Annotated in this window: 18 protein-coding genes and 3 pseudogenes; 20 read left to right on the top strand and 1 reads right to left on the bottom strand. The window is 47.0% G+C overall.

Annotated elements, in window-relative coordinates; all coding sequences use genetic code 11:
• The first annotated feature begins 321 nt into the window (after positions 1-321).
• From RE628_RS10890 to RE628_RS10940, 11 genes and pseudogenes are all read left to right on the top strand, one after another.
• Positions 322-3,054: an S-layer homology domain-containing protein gene (locus tag RE628_RS10890; RefSeq protein ID WP_309158708.1), complete on the top strand. Its 2,733-nt coding sequence runs from the start codon at positions 322-324 to the stop codon at positions 3,052-3,054.
• 103 nt (positions 3,055-3,157) lie between these two features.
• Positions 3,158-3,795 (top strand): annotated as a pseudogene (nth, locus tag RE628_RS10895) (endonuclease III).
• Between the two features lie 67 nt (positions 3,796-3,862).
• A complete protein-coding gene (locus tag RE628_RS10900) occupies positions 3,863-4,159 on the top strand; it encodes an NAD/NADP transhydrogenase alpha subunit (protein ID WP_309158709.1) in 297 nt (98 codons plus the stop codon).
• A gap of 292 nt (positions 4,160-4,451) precedes the next feature.
• Complete coding sequence (locus tag RE628_RS10905; RefSeq protein ID WP_309158710.1) at positions 4,452-5,198, top strand: dynamin family protein; 747 nt, start codon at positions 4,452-4,454, stop codon at positions 5,196-5,198.
• A 2-nt stretch (positions 5,199-5,200) separates the two neighbouring features.
• Positions 5,201-5,659, top strand: coding sequence for a hypothetical protein (locus RE628_RS10910; RefSeq protein ID WP_309158712.1), 459 nt, complete (start codon positions 5,201-5,203; stop codon positions 5,657-5,659).
• Positions 5,623-5,925, top strand: a complete 303-nt coding sequence (locus tag RE628_RS10915; protein ID WP_309158713.1) for a hypothetical protein — start codon at positions 5,623-5,625, stop codon at positions 5,923-5,925. The genes RE628_RS10910 and RE628_RS10915 overlap by 37 nt, the downstream gene beginning before the upstream one ends.
• Positions 5,926-6,033: 108 nt before the next feature.
• A complete protein-coding gene (locus RE628_RS10920) occupies positions 6,034-8,094 on the top strand; it encodes a dynamin family protein (protein WP_309158715.1) in 2,061 nt (686 codons plus the stop codon).
• 103 nt (positions 8,095-8,197) lie between these two features.
• Positions 8,198-9,972, top strand: a pseudogene (locus RE628_RS10925) (ABC transporter ATP-binding protein).
• Positions 9,969-11,825, top strand: a complete 1,857-nt coding sequence (locus tag RE628_RS10930; protein WP_309158716.1) for an ABC transporter ATP-binding protein — start codon at positions 9,969-9,971, stop codon at positions 11,823-11,825. The pseudogene RE628_RS10925 and the gene RE628_RS10930 overlap by 4 nt, the downstream one beginning before the upstream one ends.
• A 125-nt stretch (positions 11,826-11,950) precedes the next feature.
• A complete protein-coding gene (gene purT, locus RE628_RS10935) occupies positions 11,951-13,132 on the top strand; it encodes a formate-dependent phosphoribosylglycinamide formyltransferase (protein WP_309158717.1) in 1,182 nt (393 codons plus the stop codon).
• The gene (locus RE628_RS10940) at positions 13,129-13,587 is read left to right on the top strand and encodes a GNAT family N-acetyltransferase (protein ID WP_309158718.1); all 459 of its coding nucleotides are present in this window, start codon (positions 13,129-13,131) and stop codon (positions 13,585-13,587) included. Before purT ends, RE628_RS10940 begins: the two co-directional genes overlap by 4 nt.
• Positions 13,588-13,668: 81 nt before the next feature.
• Here RE628_RS10940 and RE628_RS10945 read toward each other — a convergent pair whose 3' ends face one another.
• On the bottom strand, positions 13,669-14,259 hold the full coding sequence (locus RE628_RS10945) for a hypothetical protein (protein WP_309158719.1): 591 nt from the start codon (positions 14,257-14,259) through the stop codon (positions 13,669-13,671).
• A gap of 294 nt (positions 14,260-14,553) precedes the next feature.
• On the opposite strand from RE628_RS10945, the gene RE628_RS10950 reads away from it, so the two are divergent.
• The 9 genes and pseudogenes from RE628_RS10950 to RE628_RS10990 all read left to right on the top strand — a co-directional run bounded on the left by RE628_RS10950 (position 14,554) and on the right by RE628_RS10990 (position 25,087).
• The gene (locus RE628_RS10950; protein WP_309158720.1) at positions 14,554-16,218 is read left to right on the top strand and encodes a response regulator; all 1,665 of its coding nucleotides are present in this window, start codon (positions 14,554-14,556) and stop codon (positions 16,216-16,218) included.
• Entirely contained in the window at positions 16,215-18,014 is a 1,800-nt protein-coding gene (locus tag RE628_RS10955) for a sensor histidine kinase (RefSeq protein WP_309158721.1), read from the top strand. The genes RE628_RS10950 and RE628_RS10955 overlap by 4 nt, the downstream gene beginning before the upstream one ends.
• Entirely contained in the window at positions 18,004-18,981 is a 978-nt protein-coding gene (locus tag RE628_RS10960) for a substrate-binding domain-containing protein (RefSeq protein ID WP_309158722.1), read from the top strand. Before RE628_RS10955 ends, RE628_RS10960 begins: the two co-directional genes overlap by 11 nt.
• Before the next feature lie 117 nt (positions 18,982-19,098).
• Positions 19,099-20,118, top strand: coding sequence for a galactose ABC transporter substrate-binding protein (locus tag RE628_RS10965; protein WP_309158723.1), 1,020 nt, complete (start codon positions 19,099-19,101; stop codon positions 20,116-20,118).
• Between the two features lie 151 nt (positions 20,119-20,269).
• Positions 20,270-21,772 carry a sugar ABC transporter ATP-binding protein gene (locus RE628_RS10970; protein ID WP_309159436.1) on the top strand — a complete coding sequence of 501 codons (1,503 nt, stop codon included), beginning with the start codon at positions 20,270-20,272 and terminating at the stop codon, positions 21,770-21,772.
• A gap of 23 nt (positions 21,773-21,795) precedes the next feature.
• Positions 21,796-22,802, top strand: a pseudogene (mglC, locus tag RE628_RS10975) (galactose/methyl galactoside ABC transporter permease MglC).
• A gap of 155 nt (positions 22,803-22,957) precedes the next feature.
• The gene (locus RE628_RS10980; RefSeq protein ID WP_309159437.1) at positions 22,958-23,464 is read left to right on the top strand and encodes a CAP domain-containing protein; all 507 of its coding nucleotides are present in this window, start codon (positions 22,958-22,960) and stop codon (positions 23,462-23,464) included.
• Between the two features lie 142 nt (positions 23,465-23,606).
• On the top strand, positions 23,607-24,089 hold the full coding sequence (locus RE628_RS10985) for a PspA/IM30 family protein (RefSeq protein ID WP_309158724.1): 483 nt from the start codon (positions 23,607-23,609) through the stop codon (positions 24,087-24,089).
• Positions 24,090-24,280: 191 nt separating this feature from the next.
• Positions 24,281-25,087, top strand: coding sequence for a GDSL-type esterase/lipase family protein (locus RE628_RS10990; protein ID WP_309158725.1), 807 nt, complete (start codon positions 24,281-24,283; stop codon positions 25,085-25,087).
• Positions 25,088-25,098 lie beyond the last annotated feature (11 nt).

Here is a 25,098-nt window from a genome sequence, read left to right on the forward strand (position 1 = left end):
TTGGAGGACTTAGGTAACTTCTGTCGAATAAGACATAGAAGTGCAAGTTCAAAAAGGTCGGTTTTTTAGCACTGAAGCTTATGCTTCTTTTTGTGCGATTTCTCAAAACGCATTCGTTGGATGAAGTCAGGGACTGGGGAGCGTACGTGTTCGGTACGTGAGCACTTGAGATGTTTCCGAAGGAACATTACTTCGTAAGCATCCCCTCAGACCCGCCTGAATTCAAGATTCAATGCCGAACTACCACCTGATTTATTTCGGGATTCAAGCGGACTTTTTGAACTGCCTCTAGGAGATTATTTTGTAGAAAGGGAGAATTTAATGTCATCATATAAACGCAAGTTTCAACGGAATATGAACAAAGCGGTATCTACTATGCTGGTAACAGCATTATGTCTAGGTGGAGGCGCGGCTGCCTTCGCAGATGGTGTGCAGGGAGAAGCTTCCCAATCGCAAACGCAGAATACGTCCTCATTCCAATTATTCAGTGATGTGAAAAGCGGCTTCTGGGCTGAAAAGCATATCTATAAACTGGCTTCCGAAGGAATTATTCTTGGTGATGCTGGGAAATTCCGTCCAGGAGACAGTGTGACTCAGCAAGAAGCAATTACAATGGCAATCCGCTTCATGAATTTAGATTCTAAGCTGGGTAGCGGTGAGAATACGCCTAAGGAATTGGTAGTCGGCAATTACTTCAAACCGTATGTCGAGCTTGCTCTGCAGCAGAAACTGATTGATAAGACGGAGGAAATCACCAGCACCAAAGAGAAGGAAGAGTGGGGCAAGAAGCCAGCTTCCCGTGAGTGGATTGCCAAGATTCTAGTGCGCGCATTGGACAAGGAAGCGGAAGCCAAAGCAGCGGCGGGTACGTCCACCGGGTTCGCCGATGAGAGTAGCATCTCAGCATCTGCTCGTGGATATGTTAATGTTGCCGTACAACTGGACCTAACAAAAGGTGTAGAAGGCAATAAATTCGATCCACGGGGCAATGTGACGCGTGCACAACTCGCTACCTTCTTTAGTCGCGGTGGCGATCATGTGAATCCGGGTTATGACAATGTATATGAAGGAATCGTAACTTCACTGAAGGATGACAGCCTGACATTGTTTGTGAATGGTACAACGCGAACCTTCAAGCTGGATAATCGTTCTGTATACTTCACGAAGGATTCGGAGACGAGCGTCTCCAAGGCTGCTCTTCAGCTATATACGAAGGTGCTTGTTGTGGATAAAATCGGATCGGCTGCATATGTTGAGGTGCGGGACGCTAGCCAGCAGCTTGAGAAGACGGAAGGAACCTTACTTAGAGTCCTTAGCGGCAACCGGTTGCTATTGTTAGTGAATAATGATTCAGTAACCTATACTTATGATAATAATACGATGTTCCTTGATCAAAACGGAAATAATATAGGTGCAGATAATCTGACTCCAGACAGTACCGTAGAAATTCAGCGCGAGACGTTTACTGCAGAGAAGAAGCCAATAATTGTTCAGGTGAAATCGGCTATCGTGAACAAGAGCGGTAGCGGTGTCGTTGAGGATTTCGATCTAACAAAGAAGACGATTAAGATCAAAGAAGCCTCTGGCTTGGAAGAGACCTTCAAATATGATGACAATACGATTGTTCTTTACCAGGATCAGCTGCTGAACAACCCTGGCGAATTGCAAAAGGGCGCTGCAGTTGAATTCACGGTGAAGAATAATGTGCTGACGAAGATCGAAGTAACACAAGGCATCGAGCGGACGGTAACGGGAACGTTGCTGAGCATCGAAGGGAAGTCGCTGATCAGCTTCATGAATACGAACGGCAAAGACGAGATCAAACGTCTTGTTGAGAAGCCGCTCATCGTGATCAATGGAATTGCTGATGCGACGCTGGATGATCTGATCGCTGATGTCAAAGGTGGAGACAAGGTCAAGCTGACGATCAATCCGGAGGAGCAGGTGACGAAGATCGAAGTTACCGGGCGTCAATCCGAATCGGTCAGCGCCGTATCGGTCGTTAAATATGAGCCTAAATTAAAAGCTCTGATGGTTGTGGATTCGGCAAAGAAGGTACATGCATTCACGCTGGATGAGAAGACGAAAGTCGAATATAATTCCGCTACACCTACGCTTGCTGGAGCGGAAGCTCTGCTGACTGAAGGTAGAAAGATCAATTTGACTTATATCGGGGATCGGGTTCTTTCCTTGCAAGTTATTTATAAATATGATGGAACCTATGTTTCTACGGATACAAGCAAGAAGCAAGTAACGATTCTGCAAGCTGACGGAACTAAGATTGATGTACCGTATCAAGGAACTGCGCCGTCGATTTCTATGTACGGGAAGAGTAATCCTGGTTTGTCGGATCTGAAGGCTGGTGATCCAGTTACAGTGATCCTGAGTGCCAATCAGGATGCATTGCAGACGCTAGCAGTCAAGAAGACCGTTCAATTTGAGATTACAAATGTCACAACAAGCAACAGTCGCATTAGAGCGGTTGCGAATGGTATTTCCGATGAATTCTATGTAGATCAAGCGACATTGTTCGGAGATAACGGTATCGCGATTAAAATTAATGATCTGAAGGTAGGCCAGACCATTAATGTTAGCTTCAGCGGACGTACGGCAACGTCTCTGCAGGTCGTTAAATTATCACTGGGCAAGGTGGATCAAGTTGATGGTTCGGTGCTGAAGTTGAAGAAATTCGACGGAACAAGTGAGACTTTCCCACTTGGAAGCGGTGTGAAGGTTGTTCGTAACGGAGTTGTAAGCTCGAGCTCCAGCCTGAATACTTCGGATCATGTTGAGGTACGTAAGGACACAGATGGCTCACTCCTGGTCAAAGTATTGTCCTCGATGGAGCGTCAAGTGTCACGTTACAACACGTTGACTAGTGAATTGTCGGTACTCAGATCAAGCGTAGCGGATAACAATTATCGCTTCTCTATTACAGATGATATATATATTCACCAAGGTGACACGACTTTGTCCGTGCAATCATTGAAGGAAAATGATAAAATTGTTCTGTATTTCAATGGCGACAAGCTGATTGAGATCGAAAAACAATAATCGTTTTCGTGAGAATAACCGTCTTGATGCGGGATGTTTCCCGGATCAAGACGGTTTTTAACCGTTAATGAGGATGAATGACCTTAGGAAAGCAGGTGAAGAGATGAAAGCTGAGGCTGTTCGGCATATTTTGGATACTATCGCCGTTATGTTCCCGGATGCTCATTGCGAGCTGAATCATAGCAATCCATTCGAACTGACGATCGCCGTTTTATTATCCGCGCAATGCACGGATGCTACCGTCAATAAAGTAACGGCTGATCTGTTTCAGAAATATAAGACGCCCGAAGACTATGTCTCTGTCCCGCCTGAGGAGCTGGAGCAGGACATCCGGCGGATCGGTCTGTTCCGCAGTAAGGCCAAGCATATTCAGAGCTTGTGCAAATTATTGATTGAGCAGTACAATAGCAAAGTACCGAATGACCATAATGAGCTAGTTAAATTGCCAGGTGTTGGCAGAAAGACGGCGAATGTTGTCATATCGAATGCTTTTGGCGTACCTGCCATAGCGGTGGACACGCATGTGGAGCGCGTTAGCAAGAGGCTGGGACTTGTGGGCTGGAATGATTCCGTGCTTGAGGTGGAGAAGAAATTGATGAAGCAGGTTCCGAAGGATGAATGGACCTTGACTCATCATCGTCTGATCTTTTTGGCAGATATCATTGTAAAGCTCAGAATCCGGGATGTGCAGATTGCCCGCTGCTGGATGTATGCCGCGAAGGAAAAAAACGTATGAAATAGTCACAACTTAGCAAGGATAGAGATAAGTGACTTAAACAAGATTAAGATAGTGAGGATGAGAAACAAGATGAAGTGTATTTCTGTCTATACCGACAATTTTGAGCAATTTTCCGATGTGTTTGAACAAGTGATGGAAATGGAGTTAAAGGAAAATGATGAATTGGAACTAGAGGGTCTTACTGTTAGCGATTCCGGTGAAGTTCCAGCACATTATCTCGAACGTATGGCTGTGAAGCCTGAAGTCGTTGTGATGAAGGACCGTCATAAAGGAGTTATGATCTTGCAGCATGGTAAAGTGTTCGAGATCTTGATCCCGACCGACTCAGATTTGGCAGAGAATGCTGCTGAGAGCACAACTGTATAATAGTAATGATTAATAGGCTGAACGGGCGATGTACTCCCCGTCAGCCTTTTTTGTTCTCATAACAGGTAGATCAGTTGGGGACAAAAACGAAGAGATAACTTGGACGAAGGATACGATTATTACAATTTATATAGATAAAAGAAGGAAATCATACATAAATTCGATCGATTGCAAATGAAGGCTTCCATGTGAGGAGCATGTAGGGTAAAATGTATATATTTCAAAAGGGATAGAGTCAAAATAAACTATCTCAATTAAAAAATTGAACTACCTATCATAAGGAGAATTTTCAATGGAAACGATTACAGATAGACAAGGCAGCAACCTGCATGAACGCCTTGTCCGACTTGGTGAGTGGTATCGGAGCCAAGCTGATGGAGTAGCCTCCGGAGAAATCGAAGATCTCCTGCATAAGCTGGCAGCTGATGAAGTGACGTTGGCCTTCTGCGGCCATTTCTCTGCTGGCAAATCGAGCTTGATCAATATGCTCTGCGGCAAGCAGGTGCTGTCATCGGGGCCGATCCCGACGACGGCGAATATCGCTGCACTTCGAAATGGAGCTCCAAAGGTCAGGCTTACGAAGGTCGCGAGTGAAGCTGGTATTAGCAAGGAATTGATTACGCTCTCAACAGCCGAGTTGGACGAATACTGCCGTGACGGAAATACATATGCAATGATTGAAATTTGGGATGAGATCAAGTTGCTGGAGAATGGCGGAGTACTGCTTGATACTCCTGGCGTTGATTCAGGGGAAGCTGCACATATGGTAGCTACGAATTCCGCGCTGCATTTAGCGGATGTCGTATTTTATGTCATGGACTACAATCATGTGCTCTCTGAGAGCAATCTTTCTTTTGCTAGACGACTAGCCGATTGGGGAAAGCCGCTCTATTTGGTGGTGAACCAGATCGACAAGCATCGGGAGAATGAATTATCCTTTGCAGATTACCGCAGGTCTGTTGAGCAGGCCTTTGAGTTATGGGGCATTGTACCGGCCGGGTGTTCCATATTTCGCTTAAGGAGTTGGATCATCCGCTGAACATGTTTGAGACGCTTCAGGAGACGATTATCCACTTGCAGGATAGTCACACGGAACTGCTTGAGTATAGTATCAATTGTTCGATCCGCTATGGAGCAGAGCAATTCCTCGCGCGTGCTAAAGCCGAGGGGGAAGAGCAGGAGCAAGATCTGCTGGAGCTTGTCGGTGGAGAGGATGGAATGCAGTCTATCGCGGATGAACTATCTGCATTTGAAGAAGAGTCGGTCCGCTATGATGAACAGGCAGTCCATATGAAGTGGGTGGCGGAGCTTGATTCGCTGCTGAACAATTCTTATCTTATGAATCCATCCTTACGCGCTGCGGCGGAGGATTATCTGGAGAGCCGCCGACCAGAATTCAAGACAGGATTCTTGTTCCAGCGCGGCAAGACACACCGTGAGCAGGAACGGCGCAGAGACTTTTCATGGAGAAGCTCACGGAGCAGACAGCAGCGCAAATAGACTGGCATGTGCGCGATTTGATCCGCAAACTAGGCCGCGGGTTCGATGCCTGGGATGCAAGGTGGGAGCAGCAACTTGATGAGCGGCTGCCTCAACCGGAAGAGTCATGGATCACGGACCCGGTTAAGGAAGGCGCGATGCTCTCTGGCGAGTACACGCTGCGCTACGCTACCGAGGTGGCGACCGGAATTGCCAGGTCGCTACAAGAGGGCAGCCCTGGGCATTGCCGATGGGCTGCTGAAGGAGCTGGCGCCGCGATTAGCTGAGGCGCGGCAAAGTCAGCCGCGCAGCGCGAGACGCTGCTGGCGCGGACCGCGGCCGCTGCGCAGCTTGAGGCGCAGCGCAGCGCCGCAGGCGAGCGCACCGCACATCTCATGGCGCTGTGCGGTGCGGCTCCGTCCCTCCCTCCGGGCATTCTGCCGGAGGTGAGGGACGAGGAGCTGCCCGCGCTAGCGGGGCAGCTTGCGGCGGTGCCGCCGGCACCGCCTGGCGCAACAGCGGTCGCGCCGGCGGTGGCTCCCGCTGCGGCCGTGGGCCTGCAGCGGTTGACGCAGGCAGCGGCAGTGCTGGAAGCCGCCGCTGCCAAGCTCTCCTCGTACCCGGCCTTCGGCTCGAGGGTACGGGAGCTGCGCAGCCGCGCGGCAGGGCTCGCGCACGGCCGATTCACGGTAGCGCTGTTCGGAGCGTTCAGCGCCGGCAAATCATCGTTCGCCAACGCCTTGCTCGGCGCCTCCGTGCTACCCGTATCGCCGCATCCGACGACCGCGGCGATCAATCGCATCCTCGCGCCTGAGGCCGGGATGGAGCACGGAACAGCCAAGATCAAGTTCAAAACGACCGAGGCAATGCAGCAGGATCTGGCGGACTCCTTCGAGGCACTGCAAATGGGGGCGTGGAAAGAGCGGACCTGGATTTCAGAGGTCGGTAAGCTGCGTGCGATTGATGTTCCCGCTACAGGGCGGGCCCACTACAGCTTCCTAAAGGCGGCTGCCGCAGGCTGGGAAGACAGCTATTCGAAGCTAGGTGCGTCTGAGATCACGGATCTTACGCAGTTCACTTCCTACGTCTCGGTGGAGAGCAAAGCTTGCTTCGTGGATCGTATGGATCTCTATTATTCCTGCCCGCTGACCGAGCAGGGGATCGTCATTGTAGATACGCCTGGCGCGGATTCCATTCATGCTCGTCATACAGGCGTAACCTTTCAATATATGAAAAACTGCGATGCCTTGATCTATGTAACTTATTACAATCATGCATTCTCGCGGGCTGACCGACAGTTCCTGGCGCATTTGGGTCGGGTTAAAGGCAGCTTCGCGCTAGATAAAATGTATTTTATCGTCAATGCCGCTGATTTGGCGGCGACGTCCTCAGAACTTGCTTCGGTAGTGGAGCATGTTAATGACGGACTGCGTAGCGCTGGGGTAGAGGCGCCACAGATTTATCCGGTATCCAGCTTGCAGGCCTTAAACGCAAAGGGCTTGGGAGATACAGAGCAATTGGCTGCATCGGGATTTGTAGAATTTGAGAGTACATTCTTTCATTTTCTAGGAAATGATCTGGCGGGCTTGGCTGTTCAGAGCGCCGTACGTGAGCTGAAGCAGATCATCCGCCAGGCCGATCAATGGGCGGAGGCTCTAGCTCAAGGTCAGGAGGCAAGACAACTTCAGCAGATTAATTTGCAGCTGGATAAGCAGATCTTCCAGAAGCAAACGGAAGAACTTGCAGCTGAGGATAAGTCGGCCGAAATTCGTCAGGAAGTGTCGGAGCTGCTCTATCATGTGCGGCAAAGATTGCGCCTCCTCGCCGGAGATTTATTCACGGAATACTTCCACCCGGTGCTGTTACAGGACGATGGCGGTGATATGAAACGGAAATTCTCAGCATCGATGCATGAATGGCTGTCTTCGCTGGCAATTGAGCTCCAGCGGGAGCTTCAGGTGACTTGCTTACGTACGGAGAACCGCTGCGGTGCTTGGCTGAATGAGGCAGGCGAACGCTGGATCCAGCAATTGCATCAGCAGTTGACGTTAAGTCCTGCATTGACCGGAGGAGAATTGTCCGCATGGAGTATGCCTGAGATACTTCAGGCAGAGCTTGAACTTCAGTTAAATACGGCCGAATATTGGCCTTATTTTAAAAATCCGAAATCCTTCTTTGAGGGTGGCGGAAGAAAGCGGCTGCGTGAAGCGGTCGAGGAACCTTTGTCAGGCATATTAAAGGAGGCTGTAGACAGAATCGAGGTAAGGTTAAGCGATTATTACTGTCTAGAAATGGTGCGTAGGTTTGGTGAATTAACAGCGCGATTTAATTTGCAATGGGAAGAATGGGAGCAAGGACTGGTGAATCTGTCTGAGGGAGATGGCGAGAAAGCGGAGAACTGGCTACAGATTACAGCCGAGCTGCGCGTCTTGACTGAGGAACTCAAACAAAATTAACAGTACATTCTTATTTACAAAAAAATTTCAAATGGGCTAAAGACTTAGGCGAATTTTCAGTAATCTTAATTCAAGATAGTCCTAAGTTGCTGGAGGTAATGACATGGAGGTTCTGAAGCAACTCTCGATTTATTATCGTGAGCGGCGATACTATTTAATATTATCTATACTATGTTTAGCGGCTACAACAGGGCTGGGCCTAGTATATCCGCTTCTGTTAAGGAAGCTGATTGACGATGTAATCAGGAAGCAACAATATAATCTGGTTATGGGCTTAGCCCTAACCGCACTATCGGTAGTTGTAATCAAAGCATTCATGCAGTTTCTGCACGGCTTCTTCGGCGGCAGGCTGGGCAACTATCTGGCTTATCGACTACGTAATGCTTGCTATGAAAAGCTGCAATTTCTATCCTTCCGTTATTATGACCGCGCGAAGACGGGGATCTAATGTCACGGCTTACCGGGGACCTGGAAGCGATTCGTAACTTCGTTGGCTTTGGTTTCGCTCAGATACTGAATCTCGTGCTGATGGTGACTTTTGGGATGGCAGTGATGATGTCGATCCATTGGCAGCTTACGCTAATTACTATGATTACGGTTCCGTTCCTGGCCGGAGTGGCCCTGAAATTCGAATCGAAGATTCACCCGGCATTTCAAGAGATGCGTCAGGCTCTTAGTTCATTGACGACAGCGGTGCAAGAGAACATTACCGGGGTACGTACCGTTAAAGCATTCGCACGTGAGTCACATGAAGTAGAGAAATTCTCGCACCGGAATGAGCGCTATAAGAACAATCAGATCTTTGCGGCGACACTGTGGAGTAAATTCTTTCCAGTGATGGAGTTGCTCGCATCGATTAGTGTAGCTGTTCTGCTGGCTGTAGGTGGAACACTAGTTGTTAAGGGCCAGTTGACTCTGGGCGATTTGGTAGCTTTCTTCAGTCTGATTTGGTTCATTATCGGTCCGATGTGGGGACTAGGGTTCCATATTAACAACTATACTCAGTCCAAGGCATCCGGAGAGCGGGTGCTTGAAATTCTGAATCAAAAAATCGATGTAAAGGATATCGAGAATGCTACCGATCTGTCAGCCACTGATGTGAAGGGCGAGGTTACATTTGAGAATGTGACGTTCGCCTACGGCAATAAATTATCGGCTGTCGAAGATATAAGCTTCGAGGCCTCTCCTGGCAAGGTGATTGGCTTCCTTGGTGGAACAGGGTCCGGTAAATCAACGATCATACAGCTATTGATGCGTGCTTATGATGTGAATGAGGGAAGCATTAAGCTAGATGGGCAGGATATCCGCACAGTGAGTGTGCAAAGTCTACGCCGTCAAATCGCCACAGTATTTCAGGAGACGTTCCTGTTCTCATCCAGCATTCGCAACAATATTTGCTACGGGATGAATGAGGTCTCCATGGAGGAAGTGATTCGCGTAGCTGAGTTGGCCAAGGCGCATGAATTCATTATGGAATTACCTGACGGCTATGATACGGTTGTTGGTGAGAGAGGTATGGGGCTGTCGGGCGGCCAGAAACAGCGGATTGCGATTGCGCGAGCGCTGCTGAAGAACCCGAAAATTCTTATTCTTGATGATGCGACCAGTGCGGTTGATATGGAGACGGAACAGGAGATTCAGGCTGGCTTCCAAGAGGTCATGCGCGGGCGTACAACCTTCATTATCGCTCACCGTATCTCTTCACTCAGACATGCCGATGAGATTCTTGTATTGGACGAAAGCCGTGTTGTTCAACGAGGAACGCATGATGAGCTGACTCAGATTCCAGGACCGTATCAGGATGTATATCGTATTCAATATGCCGATCATTTGGCCAAAGAAGAAGTACGTGCAAATAGGGGGAGGCATAACCCATGAATACAGAGGCACAAACTTTGCAGCAGAAGCCCCCGCAGAAGGGCAAGGTTAAGACGAAGATAGAGGATCGGTTTGTATATCAAGACGATGATATTATCGATAAAGCATTTGATTGGCAGCAGTTCCGCCGTCTGTTTGGTTATATGAGACCATATGCGAGGAAAATGTTGCCCCCAGTCATTCTGATGACGGTTCTCGGGACGATTACAAAGCTAACCGTACCATTCCTGACGAGTATCGCAATCGACAAAGCGATTGCTCCGGAAAAAGGCTCGCCGAGCTTGACGCTATTATATATTTTATCTGCTCTAGTGGTGGTTTTGTACATTATTCAATGGGCTACAGGGGTCTACCGCATTAAATATACAAATGTGATTGGACAACGTGTCATTTATGATCTCCGTTCGGATTTGTTTCGTCATATCCAGAAGTTGTCGTTCAATTTCTATGACAAACGTCCGGCTGGTTCTGTACTGGTTCGCGTGACGAATGACGTCAACTCCTTGCAAGATCTTTTCACGAACGGGGTCGTCAATCTGATGATAGACTGCGTTCAGCTGGCTGGGATCGTTGTCATCTTGCTGCTCATCAACTGGAAATTGGGCCTTGCTGTAATGGTAACCGTTCCGATTATGTTCTTGATATCTACCAAGCTGCGGCAAAAGATCCGTATTGCCTGGCAGGAAGTGCGGATGAAGAACTCGCGGATCAATTCCCATTTGAATGAATCCATTCAAGGGATTAGGGTAACACAGGCTTATACACAAGAGCATGAGAATATTCATTATTTTGATGTGATGAATGCCGATAGTAAGAAATCATGGGATAAGGCTTCGGCTATGAACCAGATGTTTGGTCCGCTCATTGACATTACCGGCGGGGTCGGTACATTTATTCTGTTTATCTTAGGTGCCTACTTGATTCAGCACGGTCAACTGACCATCGGTCTGCTGGTCGCGTTCAGCAACTATGTGGGTAACTTCTGGGAGCCAATTAACCGTATGGGGCAGATGTATAATCAGCTGCTCGTTGCGATGGCTTCCTCGGAACGGATCTTTGAATTTATGGATGAGGAGCCTGACATTGCCGACAAACCTGAATCGGTAGAGCTTCCTACGATTCAGGGCGACATTCGCTTCAAGCATGTCGTGTTCGAATATGAGAAGGGGCGCCAAGCACTAAAAGGAATAGATCTGAATGTTGAACCAGGCCAATCGATCGCATTGGTTGGACACACTGGTTCTGGTAAGAGTACGATTATAAATCTGCTTAGCCGATTCTATGATATCAATCAAGGTGAGATCCTGATTGACGGCTATGATATCCGCGATGTTAAAGTGGAAAGTTTGCGGAAGCAGATCGGGATTGTGCTTCAGGATACGTTCATCTTCTCCGGTACGATCCGCGACAATATTCGCTTTGGTCGACTGGATGCAACGGATGAAGAGGTTGAAGCGGCAGCCAAGGCGGTGGACGCTCACGATTTCATTATGAAGTTGCCTAAGGGCTACAATACGGAGGTTGAAGAGCGAGGCAACGCGCTGTCGATGGGACAGCGGCAGCTTCTGTCCTTCGCTCGGGCACTCTTGGCTGATCCGCGCATCCTAATTCTCGATGAAGCAACGGCAAGTATCGATACAGAGACTGAAGTGAAGATTCAAAATGCACTGAAGGTACTGCTGAAAGGTAGGACTTCCTTTATGGTTGCTCACCGTCTCTCGACAATTCGTAGTGCAGATAAGATCGTCGTGCTTGATCATGGTGAGATTAAGGAGACCGGGAACCATGAGCAATTAATGGAACATAAGGGAATTTATTGTGGTTTGGTTGAGGCGCAATTCCGCTATATGTAGAAATTTGTCGAACTTATTCGAAAATGAGATCTAGACTGCCGCTCTGACTATTGCAATCTAGAGTGGAAAACCTGAAAATAGAGTTAGTTATTTTATTTTCATATTTTCAGGGGGATTCTGGACTCATGTGGGGTGCGCCAGTATCTAAACATGCCAGGAGTATCATGCTTCTTGGCGGAGGAGAATTGGGCAAGGAAGTAGTCATTGAGGCGCAGCGTTTGGGCGTTCGAACGATTGTCGTTGACAGGTATGACCACGCACCAGCCATGGGTGTTGCTCATGAATCTTATGTGCTTGATATGTTGGATGGAGAAGCGCTTAAATCATTGATCGTTCAAGTTGCACCGGATCTGATTGTTCCGGAGATTGAAGCGATCGCAACACCCGTGCTGGTTGAACTGGAGCAGCAAGGATATAAGGTTATCCCGACTGCCAAGGCTGCTCTATTAACGATGGATCGCGAAGGAATCCGTAGATTAGCGGCTGAGGAACTCGGATTGCCTACAGCAAAATACCTGTTCGCAGACAATCTGGAGCAGTTACAGACCGCTGTAGCTGAGATCGGTGTGCCATGTGTGATCAAGCCGTTAATGAGTTCATCCGGCAAAGGACAGAGCGTATGCCGAAGGGTGGAGGATGTCGAGAAATGCTGGAATGCGGCTCTCGAAGGCGCTCGAGCTAGGAAGATGCGCGTCATCGTGGAAGCTTTTGTACCTTTTACAAGTGAGATTACGCTGTTAACTGTCCGTTCGGTAACCGGGACGATATTTTGTCCGCCCATTGGGCATATTCAGAAGGATGGGGACTACGTCGAATCATGGCAGCCTCATTTCCTGAATGAGGAGCAGCTACGAGAAGCTCATGAGATTGCACAAAAGATTACAGATGCGCTTGGCGGATATGGACTATTTGGTGTAGAATTATTTGTGACGGATCATGGCATAATCTTTAGCGAAGTGTCGCCAAGACCACATGATACGGGAATGGTGACGATGGTTACGCAGGATTTGTCAGAATTCGCGCTTCATGTACGTGCGATTCTTGGTTTTCCTATTCCTTCGGTTCAGCTGCTGACACCTGGTGCATCAGCAACCTTAAAGGCTGACCGAGAGGGTGAAGAATTCAAAGTCGCAGGTATGGAAGAAGCATTAGCATTACCGAGAACCCAGATTCGCGTGTTCGGTAAACCGCTCAGCAAGCCGGGAAGACGGATGGCTGTAGCTCTGAGCACAGCAGAGGATGTTGAAACGGCCCGCAGCCGCGCCAAACAAGCGGCAAGTCTATTAAAGGTGGTATGGTCAAATTGAGTAGTCAGGTGTATGCTCCTGCGTTAATCATTCGGAAGGGTTGCAGTGACGATGTCCATCATTTGCTTCCTTTGATGCGACAACTTCGTTATCCAACAACGCACAGTGTGCTCAAAGAGCGCCTTCGTATGTTGGAGGACAATCAACTGCATCATAGCTTGGTTGCTGAGGTGGATGGAGTGGTACGCGGTACTATCTTCTTGAAGCAATATCAGACGCATGATATGAATCAACCTATTACTCAGATCATCGCTATGATCGTAGATGAGGATCATCGAAGCAGTGGAATCGGTAAACGGCTTATGTCTGAAGCGGAATCCTGGTGCAAGGATCGCGGGAGTTCGCAATTGTTCTTGTCTGTTACGAATGAGAACAGCTTGATAGCCAAATCATTCTACGAGAGTATGGGCTTCACATGTACAGGACACCGTAGATTTAGCAAAACACTATCCTAGAAATCCATGAATATTATGAAATACTAAACCCGGCTCTCATGTGAGCCGGGTTATTTGTCATGTATTTTCTTATAAGTGCTGTTAGTTAGCAAGGTATAAATGCGATGCTTCCAAGGCCGACTCATCGGGGCACTCATAGCAGTTATTCCTGTAGGTTACCAGGGTACCTCGGAAAATGAGCTCTAGCATGGAGCAAGCAGATAGATCGTCCGGCGTTGTTAGCGCAGCCGATTTATTGCATAACTGGAGCCCCGCTCTCTCGAAAACTGCGCTGACGAATTGCGAGCAGAAATAGGAGTTCCTACCGCCAAACTCCATGTTCAATACGACACCTAGAATACCAAGGAAATTGTAGCTGTACAGCTCACTATTCTCCTCGAATTGGCGGACGAAGTTCCTCATTTTGGAGTAAGTCGTTTCGCTTACTGTGCAGCTATATACCGCACATGTTGCCCGTTCAAATATCCCTGAATAAATATCTTCTTTAACGAATCCGCCAATGAGCGGAATCAAGGGATGCTTCCTTCCGAAACTATACATTTCTCTTAATTCGGAATCAAAAGCTATTGAAGCGTGATTATAGGGGGCTTTCGTATATATACCGATCATTTTCGTAACAATTGTTCTCGGGTTGCTTAGTAAGATGTAGATTTGCTTCGAGTTATTCATCATTTTTCAACCGCCATTTTCCATAAAATTAGTTAGGTATTTACAAATGATGTATCCATTTGATATTACCATGGTAATCGTTTCCTTGGAATACCGAAATGGTCCGAAGACCGAATTAATACTAGACCAAAGTCGAGATCGGGGACTGATTTCCTTAATTTACTTTTATTGTAGAGTACGATAAAATCTTTGGCGATTAGAGGATTAATCAAATAAGTGAGAGTTCAAAAAGGGCGGTTTTCAGCACCGAGAAGGTTGAACTTTTTGAACTACCTCTATAAGAAGGCGGGAGATGACGTGTACAAATTAATCCTAGCTGACGATGAGGAAGACGTTAGAGAGGGACTGCTCGACCTGATAGATTGGGAGAGTATTGGCTATCAGATCGTCGATACTGCCGAAAATGGTAGAGAGGCCGTCGATCTTATAGAAAAGCATGTGCCAGATGTTGTTGTAACCGATATACAGATGCCCTTCATGGATGGTCTGAAGTTAACAGAATGGATTCGTCAGACGCATCCTGCGACCAAGGTTATTATTCTGACAGGTTATGAGCAGTTTGAGTACGCGCAGCGGGCGATTCAGCTGGATGTTAACGAATATGTGCTTAAGCCGTTCTCTTCAGAGGAACTGGCCGAGGTGCTGCGTAAAGTTAAACTCCAAATTGATGGTGAGCTGGAGGCTCGCAAAAACGTGCAGTTGTTAACGGAGCACTATAAGCGTAATCTACCTGTGCTGCAGCGCTTGTTTCTATCATCTCTAGTATCCAGGCCGCTCTCGCAGCAAGAAATCGTCGAGAAATGCCGCGGCTATAATTTACAACTGCAAGGTGAAGCATATGTGACCTCGATTATCAGGATTGACCGAGCGATCCGTCTGGCGGAGGGAATAGGGCCAGGAAGCAATCAGAAGCTGGTGAACAAGCTCTCATTGCGTGAAACGGATGATCAGCAGCTGCAATTATTTGCCGTGCTCAACATCGTGACCGAGATGATTCGCGAGCATTCTAGGGATCAGGCATTCATTCATCATGATGATGTTGTTCTGCTCAGCGTGTATGACGATCCGGGGGCAGAGCAGGCAGTAAATTCGACGCTTAAATGGCTGGAGGAGATCAGATTCAGTGTGGAGCGGTTTCTCAAGCTAAGTGTCACAGTTGGTGTGGGAACAGCTCGCTCGTCGTTGTCAGATAGCTATTATTCTTATAAAGAAGCGATGCATGCACTGGACTATCGCCTTGTTCTCGGCGGCAACAAACTAATATACATAGGCGATGTAGAATCTCCCGGAGATAGCGTGTTTGTGTTTGATGAATTGAAGGAGCAGGAACTAATCCGCTGCCTGAAGGTGGGAAGTGATGATGAGTTAAGGTTGCTGCTAGAGCAAATGTTCGGCAGTCTAATTGACTGTCGCAAATCGCTTCACGATTTCCAGCTGCGTCTACTGGTCATGCTAACCGCGGTTATCAAGGCCGCCAATGATATACATATCGATTTTGAAAAATTATTGGGTGAGGGCGGAGGATTTATCGGGCAAATATTCAGATTTACGCATGTGGACGAAGCCCGCGCCTGGTTTACCGAGCTATGCCTGAAGCTGAAGCAAATGATATCAAGTCGGCGGCAGACGAGTTACCACCAGCTGGTACAGCAAGCTAAAGATTATATCATGGATAAATATTCCGAACAGGATATCTCGATTAATAAAGTGTGCGCCCATCTGCATATCAGCACAGGCTACTTCAGCAATATTTTCAAAAAGGAAACGAAGCTTACTTTCGTGAACTATTTGCAGAATATACGAATGGAGGAAGCAAAGAATTTATTGGCGACAACGGATATGAAATCGTTTGAGATCGCTGAGCGGGTAGGATTCTCTGACCCGAATTATTTTAGCTTCTGCTTTCGTAAGAAATACGGCTTATCTCCGAAAGATTATCGGAATGGGGCACAGACCGTATGAGGTCATGGTGGCGTGTATTGACACGCTTTATTAAAGGCTTCCATTTTCGAAATATTCAGGTGCTGATTTCTAGCTCTTCGATTACGATTACTGTGCTTGTCGTTGTACTGGCAAGTCTGATGCTGTACGGAAGATTCTCCAAGGTTGCCGAAGAGAATGCTTATTTGAACCTGAAGCAGATCGTTGAACAGGTTAATTCCAATCTGGAGCTGTACGTCAGCGGGATGGAGGACATCTTTAATGTAACCCAGGATAAGATTGGTCAAGCCTCGAATGTATCGCATAACGAGCTGCTTGGTGAACAAATGGATACGATACTGAGCACCCGGGAGGATCTAGTCTCTATCGCACTTTTTACGAATGACGGGCAATTGGTGAATAGCGTCCCTGCACAACCGATGCGTAAAAATACGAAGCTTACGGAACAGAACTGGTTCGATGCGGCTCTGCTGATGCCTGGGACGCTACAATTTACGCCTCCGCATATTCAGAACCTGTTCAAGAGTGATTATCGCTGGGTCGTCTCGATGAGTAAAATGATCGACTATAGGGATGAGACTGGAATGAGAGAAGGGGTTCTCGTCATCGACTTTAACTTCCGTACGATCGATCAATTGAGCCAGCGCGTCAGCTTAGGCAAGAACGGTTATGTGTACATCATCGACGGAATCGGCAATATCGTATACCATCCGCAGCAGCAATTGATTTACGCTGGCCTGAAATATGAAAATCTAGAACCTGTGCTTAACTATACATATGGAAGCTATCTGGATGATCAGAACGGCGAGCAGAGGATCATTACAATTCAAACGGTGAAGACGGTGGGATGGAAAATTATCGGTGTCGCCTACGCGGATGAATTTTTGAGTACGAAGAAGGAATTGGCGGACTTTTTGTATCAGTTTTTGCTCATGTCGATCATGATTATCTTGATTATCAATATTTATGTTTCGGCGAAAATATCCAACCCGCTACGGCGCTTGGAGCAATCAGTCAAGCAGGTGGAGAAAGGTGACTTTTCTACACATATTTCTGTTGGAGGCGCCTATGAGGTTGAGCAGTTATCCAAACGTTTCAATCTGATGCTGCGGAGGATTCGTGAGTTGATGGATCAAATTATTCAAGAGCAGGAAGCCAAGCGCAAGAGTGAATTCGACGTATTACAATCGCAGATTAACCCTCATTTTCTCTACAATACGCTGAATTCAATTACGAGAATGGCTGAAATGGGACGTAATAAAGAAGTCGTAACGACGATCACTTCATTATCACGATTTTTCCGGCTTAGCTTGAGCAAGGGAAAACCGATCATCACAGTAAAGGATGAATTAGAGCATATTCGGCATTATTTGATTATTCAATCCATTCGCTTCAAGAACAAATTCCATTATGAAATCAAGGCAGATGAGGCGGTCCTGGATTGCCAAACCTTGAAGCTGATTTTGCAGCCGCTCATTGAAAATTCGATCCATCATGGCATCGAAAATTCAGTGGAAGAAGGAATGATCTTCATCCACGCGCATTTACAGGATGAGAAGCTAATATTTACGATCCGCGATAATGGGATTGGGATGACGAAGGAGCAGCTGGCGAAGCTATTAAGTGGTGATATTCGAAGCGAGAGCGGTTCAGGCGTGGGCGTGTTCAATGTGCAGACACGAATTCAGCTCTATTACGGGAAGTCATATGGATTGCATTATGAGAGCGAGCCTGAAGAAGGGACGATCGTCACGATTACGCTACCGGTACAGCGCTCAGACGATCACAAGACTGGAGGGAGCGTAAATGAATCTTAGAAATTGCTTGCTGAGAGGATTGATGGTTGTACTTGGTTTTTCTGCCCTTACAGCTTGTACTCCCACCGGAAACATACAGAGTAATGATAAGCCGCTAACGATCGATATGATCGTAAAAATGGAGCGGGGAGATTATTGGAAAACGATTCGTATGGGGGCTGAAGTGGCTGCGAAGGAATACAATGTGGAGCTGAATTTTCTAGCCCCGAATCAAGAGAACGATTATAAGCAGCAAATCAAGCTGATGCAGGAATCCATCGTTAGAAGGCCGGATGCTATAGTGCTGGCCGCCAGCGATTATGAGGCACTAGGTCAGGTAACTGACCAGACATCTTATTATAATATTCCGGTCATTTCTATGGATTCTGAGGTTGCCTCGACGAAAATAAAAACCTATGTGGGTACGAACAACTATGAAGCAGGTCAGACAGCAGCAAAACGCCTCAGCGAATTGACTGGTGGGCACGGGGAGATCGGTATCATTAACTTCGTCAAAGGAGCACGCAGTACAGATGAACGGGAGGAGGGCTTCCTAGATTATATGGCCCGGTTCTCGGGTATCGAAATCGTAGACATTGTATATAGCGGCTCAGACGAGACGTTGGCGTATGAGCTTACCCGTAAAATGCTACAGGAGCATCCTCGTATAAGGGGGCTCGTCTCACTAAGCGCAGAGTCCTCAATCGGAGCCGGTTTAGCAGTGCAGGAGATGGGGTATGCGGGGATTGTCAATGTGATCACCTTCGACAACCCTTCTGAAATGCTGGAGTTGCTTCAGGAGGGGACGATTCAAGCGATGGTGGTACAGAATCCGTTCAATAACGGTTATATGGCGGTTTATGCCGCAGTACAGGCCGCACACGGAGCCAAACTGAACGATAAAATTCCGACTACTGCCAAATTGATTGACCTTGACAATATGCTCTGGCCGGAAAATCAGAAGCTGATGTTCCCTTTTGTAAAATAACTAAGCGAAAAATCCAATTACATTAGAATTTTGATATAAGAGCGCAGTTTTCTTAATTCGCAAGCCATTAATTTTCCGTCATAATGTAAACGTATTCAAAACGAGGAGGTCAATAGCATGAAAAAAATAACGTCCGTATTGCTGGGGCTCGTTATGCTCGGAACGGTTATGGCCGGTTGTAACAGTTCGAGTGGAGGTAGCGGAGATACGCCGAAGGTCGGCGTAGCGATTTACAAATTTGATGATACTTTTATGACAGGCGTACGGAATGCCATTGAGAAGAATGCTAAAGGTATCGCTTCGGTTGATATTGTAGATAGCCAGAACTCGCAGCCGACGCAGAATGACAAAATCGATCTATTCTTAACGAAGAAGATGAAGGCGCTGATTGTGAATCCGGTGGATCGTACGGCAGCGGGTGTTATTATCGATAAGGCCAAAGCGAAGGATACACCTGTCGTATTCTTGAATCGTGAGCCACTTCCAGAGGATATGAAGAAATGGGATAAGGTCTATTACGTCGGTGCTAAAGCTGAAGAATCCGGCACAATGTCAGGTCAAATTATTGCAGACTACTGGAAGGCGCATCCTGAAGCAGATAAGAATGGAGACGGGGTTCTGCAATACGTGATGTTAAAAGGCGAACCAGGGCATCAGGATGCCGAACTTCGTACTCAATATTCGATTCAGGCTCTTGAAGACGCCGGGATCAAAGTAGAGAAGCTTGCAGAGGATACGGCCATGTGGGACCGTGTCAAAGGTCAAGAGAAGATGGCAGCCTTCTTGGCAGCTCACGGCGACAAAATCGAAGCTGTGTTTGCCAACAATGACGATATGGCACTTGGAGCGATCGAAGCTCTGAAGGCAGCAGGATATTTTAATGGCGATAAATTTATACCGGTTGTGGGTGTAGATGCCACCGCTCCCGCTATTCAGGCTCTGGAGCAGGGGACATTGCTTGGTACTGTGCTCAATGACGCTGAGAACCAGGGGAAAGCGTCTATCAAGATCGCTTCACTGCTAGCTCAAGGCAAAGAAGTGAATAAGGATTCCGTAGGCTACGAGATTACTGAGAATCAGTATGTCTGGGTCCCATATCAAAAAGTGACGAAAGACAACGCAGCCAACTTCAAATAACCGCAGATTGGCAGCAGCTTCGTTTGTAGTACGATCGTTGGAAGGTTCGTTGCCGAAAGGTGCGAACCTTTCAGTTTTTACGTAGCAGCATGTATGAAGAATACGTTCGCTGTGCCTCTTTTACGGAACAATAGATTAGGAGGCTGACATGATGATAGATCAGCAATATGTTTTGGAATTGAAGGGGATATCGAAGGAATTTCCGGGCGTCAAGGCACTTGACGACGTTACCTTACAGGTCAGACCGGGGACGGTTCACGCGTTAATGGGTGAGAACGGTGCTGGGAAGTCCACCTTAATGAAGTGTTTGTTCGGCATTTATAAGCAGGATGCAGGTGATATCTATTTAAACGGACAAAAGGTAGAGATTAATAGTTCGCGTGATGCGCTCCAGATGGGGATATCGATGATCCATCAGGAGCTACATCCCGTGCCGTTCCGCAGTGTGATGGAGAATATTTGGCTCGGACGCTTTCCATCTTGGTGGTTATTATTTATTGACCATAAGAAGATGTACCGTGATACGGAGGCATTGTTCAAACAATTAGATATTGATATTAAACCGGATACCATTGTCGGAAAGCTATCTGTATCTAAAATTCAGTCCATTGAGATCGCTAAGGCCGTATCTTTTAATTCTAAGATTATCGTAATGGATGAACCTACCTCGTCCTTAACGAGTGTGGAAGTCGAGCATTTATTCAAGATCATTCAGGAATTAAAGAGCCGCGGCGTGTCGATCATTTACATCTCGCACAAGATGGAGGAAATTCTGCAAATTTCCGACGAGGTTACAATCATGCGCGACGGCAAGAAGATCGGTACATGGGCAGCCGAGGAGTTGACAACCGATCTGATTATTTCTAAGATGGTCGGTCGCGATTTAACGCAGCGTTTCCCGCCGCGGAATAATGTGCCGAACGGTGTTGTTCTCAAAGTGGAAGGGCTGACTTCGATTCATCCAAAATCGTTTAACAATATATCCTTCGAACTGCGCAGAGGTGAGATACTTGGCATCGGCGGATTGGTAGGAGCGCAACGGACTGAGCTAATTGAGGCTTTGTTCGGCTTGCGTGAGGTCCAGTCCGGATCGATCACACTGAATGGAAAAATGGTGCGAATCAAGAGCGCTGCTGCAGCCAAACGGCATGGTATGGCTCTGTTGACAGAAGAGAGGCGCACTACGGGGATTTTTCCAGTATTGTCGGTTCATGAGAATGCAGCCATAGCCAATATGCGAAGATATGTCAGGCCTTATTTATTACTAAATGAACGGAAGAAACGGGACGAGGTCAATGAAATGGTAACAAAATTACGAACTAAAACCCCTTCTCCCAAGACGTTGATTATGAATCTATCGGGTGGTAACCAACAGAAAGTGCTGCTTGCACGCTGGTTGCTTACGAGTCCCGAAATTTTGCTGTTAGATGAACCGACACGCGGAATCGATGTTGGTGCTAAATATGAGATTTATACGATCATTGCTGACCTGGCCCAACAGGGTAAGAGTATCATTATGATTTCATCTGAAATGCCGGAACTGCTCGGTATGTCCGACCGTGTGATGGTTATGTCCGAGGGCCGGATCACCGGCATACTGAATGGTAGTGAAGCCTCGGAAGAAGAAATCATGCGTTTGGCCGCTCAACATTAGAGCATAAGAAGGAGAGAAGATGAATGGATATTAGAAAAATTCAAAGCTTTGTAACGGAAAATGCCATTTATATTGTATTAGCCGTGCTTGTGATAGCAATCGCAATCTATGAACCCAGCTTTATTGGCTTTAATACATTGCGGGATATTCTGATTCAATCATCAACCCGCGTCATTATTGCGCTTGGTGTAGCCTTTATTCTGATTACGGGCGGGACAGATTTGTCGGCAGGCCGAATGGTCGGATTAACGGCGGTCATATCAGCGTCAATGCTTCAGCAACCGGACTATGCACGTCGCTTCTTTCCTGATCTGCCGCAACTTTGGGTGATGACCCCAATATTTATAGCTATCGTAGTAGGTGTGATCTTCGGCCTAATCAATGGGGTGATCGTCTCCAAGTTCAAGGTTCCCCCTTTTATCGCGACATTAGGTACGATGGTTGCGATATACGGGATCAACTCTTTATATTTCGATACAGCTCCCAACAACTCACAGCCCATCGGAGGACTTAGAGCAGATTTTACAACGATAGGATCAGGATTTTTTAAGATGGGTGCATTCTCAATACCTTATATTGTGCTTATTGCGATCGCCGTATGTCTGATCGTATGGGTGTTGTTCAACAAGACGCGGCTCGGCAAAAATATGTACGCAATTGGTGGAAATATGCAGGCTGCTAAAGTATCCGGTATTAATGTTGTCCTAACTTTAATGATCATTTATTCGATTGCTGGTGCCTTATACGGTACGGCAGGTGTACTAGAAGCGGCCAGAACCGGCGGAGCGACGAATAACTATGGCAATATGTATGAGCTTGATGCGATCGCTGCTTGTGTTGTTGGCGGCGTATCGACTACAGGCGGTATTGGTACGGTTCCCGGCGTTATGGCTGGGTGTTAATCTTCACAGTAATTAACTATGGCTTGACCTTCATTGGAGTAGGACCTTACTGGCAGCAGATTATAAAGGGCGCCATTATCGTTGCTGCAGTAGCATTTGATATGCGGAAATATGCTGCAAAACGGTAATCGTTATCCTCTGCGATGATATTAGGCGGGTTCCGGAAGCGGACCCGCTTTTTCCATCATATTCCGATGCAAGCGAAGGACAAGCATGGTAGAATAAAAGAGACTATTTTCCAGATTGATTACCATGCTGAGGAGGGGATAAATCATTGAAGAAAATGAAGATGAAGGTTGCTAAGATGGGATTGATATTCTCCGTATTGGCAGTGTCTCTGGCGGCAACTCCTGCTGGTCATGGAACGGCAAGCGCTGCTGTTGCAAGTAAGAGTATGGCGGCAGTATATGCGCAGGTTCAAGCGGAACGGGCCGCTCAGGTTGTAGCGCTTGTGAATAAAGAACGGACTTCGGCAGGGCTAGAGCCTTTGACCGTACACACGAATTTATCGAAGATGGCCAAGGATAAAGCGATCGATATGTATCGGAGCGGTTATTTTGACCATACTTCGCCGAAATATGGTTCTCCTTTTGATATGATGGATACGTATAACATAACTTATCTCTACGCTGGCGAGAATATCGCCAAAGGACAGCGCTCAGCTGAAGAAGTCGTGAAGGATTGGATGAACAGTCCCGGTCATCGTGCCAACATCTTGAACCCCAAATATAAGCTGATCGGTGTAGGTTATTATAACGGTTATTGGGTACAGGAATTCATTGGTAAATAGGTTGTAAGATGCAATTATTAAGACAGTTAAATATAAAAATTAAAGCCGTGGCGGATGTCACGGTTCTTTATTATGCCATTTACCGCTTGGAGTCTGCATACATATCATAAGAGGATAACTTATCGCAGGGAGGAACCTACGAATGTCATTTTTCAAGCGGGAACAGGATTTGACGAAGTATGATTATAACAATACAGGCAGTGAGGCGGTGGATCTGAAGCAGCTTGAAGATAATTGTATGGATTATTCTTGTGGAAATATAGAGGATCAGAATGAAGTTCTTCTACGGATTCAGGCGGAATTGGAGGATACAGAGAGAGAACTGGCAGGGCGGATTACTCTGGAGGGAAAGTTTAAGCAGCTCTATGTAGAACAGCAGGCATTCGTCAATAGACGTATTCGTCAAGCCCATATGGGTGCCATGGCTCATCAGGAGGATTATGCCCGGCGCGCGTTGACGGAAAAGAGGTTAGCCGAGGCGAAGATGAAGGAATATTTGGCGAGTTACGAGTTGTATAAAGCAGAGGCTGAGCAGCTTCGAGACAAATTTGCTCATCTACTGGGGCAGCTTGAGGCTATGGAGCAGGAGCGGGGGAATCTGGTGGGAAACACTGACGGAGGCTAGGCATATTTTCAAAAATACGATGTATAGCAAGCCTGAGAAGCTGTTCTCAGGCTTTTTCGTGTAAAAATGAAGGCGGATCGGTTGTGGAATTTGCATCTTTGTTCAGGAAGTTTTATGTTATTACGTAAGTTGGTTAGAATTAATTAATGGGATATGATCAGGGATTCGGCACATACAGGAGGAACACGACCATGAATAAATCGTCGCGAATATGGCGAGTCACCGGCCTGCTCTCGGCGGTGTCAACACTGCTGCTTATTGTTGGATTTATCTATGCTGTCTATGATATGACGGTGCCGGCAAGCCAGGCAAGTAAGGTAAAGCCCGGGGACGGCGCACAATTGTCTGTCACGGCAGCGTCGCCTTACGATATTACTGCCATTGGCGATTCGCTGGCCAAAGGCACCGGAGATGATACAGGCAACGGATTTGCCCGTAAAACGGTGCAGTTATTAACGAAGCAGGGCAAGGAATCTAAATTAGTTAATAATCTCGGAATCAATGGGCTGACGACGAAGGCACTATTACCAATGCTCGATGAATCGGGAGTCCAGTATGGCCTCAAACAGGCTGGAATCATCATTTTGTCGATCGGCGGGAATGATTTATTCGCTGGGGCTCAGAGCTATCAGAGCAGCGGGGAGCTTCCGACCGAGGCGGAGATGGATGCCGCGGTGAAGACATTGGGAGAGAATTTTAAGAAAATTGTCAGCAAACTAAAGAAGATTAATCCTGATGCGCAATTGGTGTATGTTGGCTTATACAATCCTTTTGCTGATTTGAAGGACATGAAGGAAGCTGGAGATCGTGCGGTGGCGAATTGGAATTTGAATGTACTGGATACGATGAATCAGTATCCAGGCACAATTGTTATTCCAACCTATGATTTATTTACGAGCAATCTGGGTCGATATTTATCTGGTGACCATTTCCATCCAAATAGTGATGGTTATCAGATGATTGCGGATCGGATTGTACAGAGCATCGCGCTGATATAAGTTAAGGAGGA

The sequence above is a fragment of the Paenibacillus sp. D2_2 genome, from assembly GCF_031199965.1.
GTDB lineage: Bacteria > Bacillota > Bacilli > Paenibacillales > Paenibacillaceae > Fontibacillus.

Excerpts from the sequence above, each read along its gene's own strand:
- RE628_RS10955 (WP_309158721.1), top strand. The coding sequence starts at position 16,215 with ATGAGGTCATGGTGGCGTGTATTGACACGCTTTATTAAAGGCTTCCAT.
- RE628_RS10945 (WP_309158719.1), bottom strand. The coding sequence starts at position 14,259 with ATGATGAATAACTCGAAGCAAATCTACATCTTACTAAGCAACCCGAGA.
- RE628_RS10990 (WP_309158725.1), top strand. The coding sequence starts at position 24,281 with ATGAATAAATCGTCGCGAATATGGCGAGTCACCGGCCTGCTCTCGGCG.
- RE628_RS10985 (WP_309158724.1), top strand. The coding sequence starts at position 23,607 with ATGTCATTTTTCAAGCGGGAACAGGATTTGACGAAGTATGATTATAAC.
- RE628_RS10960 (WP_309158722.1), top strand. The coding sequence starts at position 18,004 with ATGAATCTTAGAAATTGCTTGCTGAGAGGATTGATGGTTGTACTTGGT.
- RE628_RS10970 (WP_309159436.1), top strand. The coding sequence starts at position 20,270 with ATGATAGATCAGCAATATGTTTTGGAATTGAAGGGGATATCGAAGGAA.
- RE628_RS10900 (WP_309158709.1), top strand. The coding sequence starts at position 3,863 with ATGAAGTGTATTTCTGTCTATACCGACAATTTTGAGCAATTTTCCGAT.
- RE628_RS10915 (WP_309158713.1), top strand. The coding sequence starts at position 5,623 with ATGGAGAAGCTCACGGAGCAGACAGCAGCGCAAATAGACTGGCATGTG.
- RE628_RS10930 (WP_309158716.1), top strand. The coding sequence starts at position 9,969 with ATGAATACAGAGGCACAAACTTTGCAGCAGAAGCCCCCGCAGAAGGGC.
- RE628_RS10890 (WP_309158708.1), top strand. The coding sequence starts at position 322 with ATGTCATCATATAAACGCAAGTTTCAACGGAATATGAACAAAGCGGTA.
- RE628_RS10920 (WP_309158715.1), top strand. The coding sequence starts at position 6,034 with ATGGCGCTGTGCGGTGCGGCTCCGTCCCTCCCTCCGGGCATTCTGCCG.
- purT (WP_309158717.1), top strand. The coding sequence starts at position 11,951 with ATGTGGGGTGCGCCAGTATCTAAACATGCCAGGAGTATCATGCTTCTT.
- RE628_RS10965 (WP_309158723.1), top strand. The coding sequence starts at position 19,099 with ATGAAAAAAATAACGTCCGTATTGCTGGGGCTCGTTATGCTCGGAACG.
- RE628_RS10905 (WP_309158710.1), top strand. The coding sequence starts at position 4,452 with ATGGAAACGATTACAGATAGACAAGGCAGCAACCTGCATGAACGCCTT.
- RE628_RS10980 (WP_309159437.1), top strand. The coding sequence starts at position 22,958 with ATGAAGATGAAGGTTGCTAAGATGGGATTGATATTCTCCGTATTGGCA.
- RE628_RS10910 (WP_309158712.1), top strand. The coding sequence starts at position 5,201 with ATGTTTGAGACGCTTCAGGAGACGATTATCCACTTGCAGGATAGTCAC.